General features: G+C 70.4%; 1 protein-coding gene. It reads right to left on the bottom strand.

Annotated elements, in window-relative coordinates; all coding sequences use genetic code 11:
- Positions 1-3 precede the first annotated feature (3 nt).
- Positions 4-597 (bottom strand): Crp/Fnr family transcriptional regulator, encoded by a 594-nt coding sequence (locus KUG41_RS15375; protein ID WP_216905060.1) that lies wholly within the window; start codon positions 595-597, stop codon positions 4-6.
- Positions 598-695 lie beyond the last annotated feature (98 nt).

Raw genomic sequence — 695 nt, 5'->3', positions numbered from 1 at the left:
TGCTCAGGCGGCGAGGGGTGCGCCGTCGACCAGCTCCGGCGACAGGCGCAGGCCCGCTGCACCGCTGGGGGCCTCCAGCAGCTGGGCGGTGCGGATGCGGGAGATCAGCCGGGTGGTGGTGACCCGGGTGGTGCCGATCAGTTCGCCGATGCGCTCATGGGTGAGCCGGAAGGGCAGATCGCACCAGGGGCCGCAACGGCGGCCCAGACGTCGCACCAGCAGTGAGAGCAGGGCATGGAGCCGCTGCTCGGCGCTGCCCAGGTGGCGGATGCGCAGCAGCTGCAGGGTCCACTCGTTGACCGCATCGAAGCCGTGGCCCTCGATCGGTTCGGCGTCACTGCGGAAGCAGAGGGGGGTGAGGGCCTCGACGCAGACCCCTTCACTGCAGAGGCGGTCGGTGCGCAGCTGGTCGCCGCTCTGCAGGAAGGCCAGGGTCATGCCCTCGGTCTCCTCGCAGGGGCAGTAGACGCGGGCGATGCCGTCGAGCACCTCGAGGCAGGAGCCGCCGGGCCGGGGGGCGGGATCGAGCAGCACCGTCTGGCCGGCGGGGATGCGCACGGCACTGGCGGGGGCATCGGGGAGGAAGCGGTAGCGCATCGGGCGAAGAGCGGCCTTATTGCGAATGGCTCTCAACCTAAACGCCCCACCGCCCCTTTTGCAAGCGATTCTCAATAGCAGCTGGTGGTTGCGAAGGG

The sequence above is a fragment of the Synechococcus sp. CCY 9618 genome, from assembly GCF_019038415.1.
Taxonomy (GTDB): Bacteria; Cyanobacteriota; Cyanobacteriia; order PCC-6307; family Cyanobiaceae; genus Cyanobium.
The sequence above is the reverse complement of the archived record's forward strand: the minus strand, read 5'-3'. Positions and strand labels throughout refer to the sequence as shown.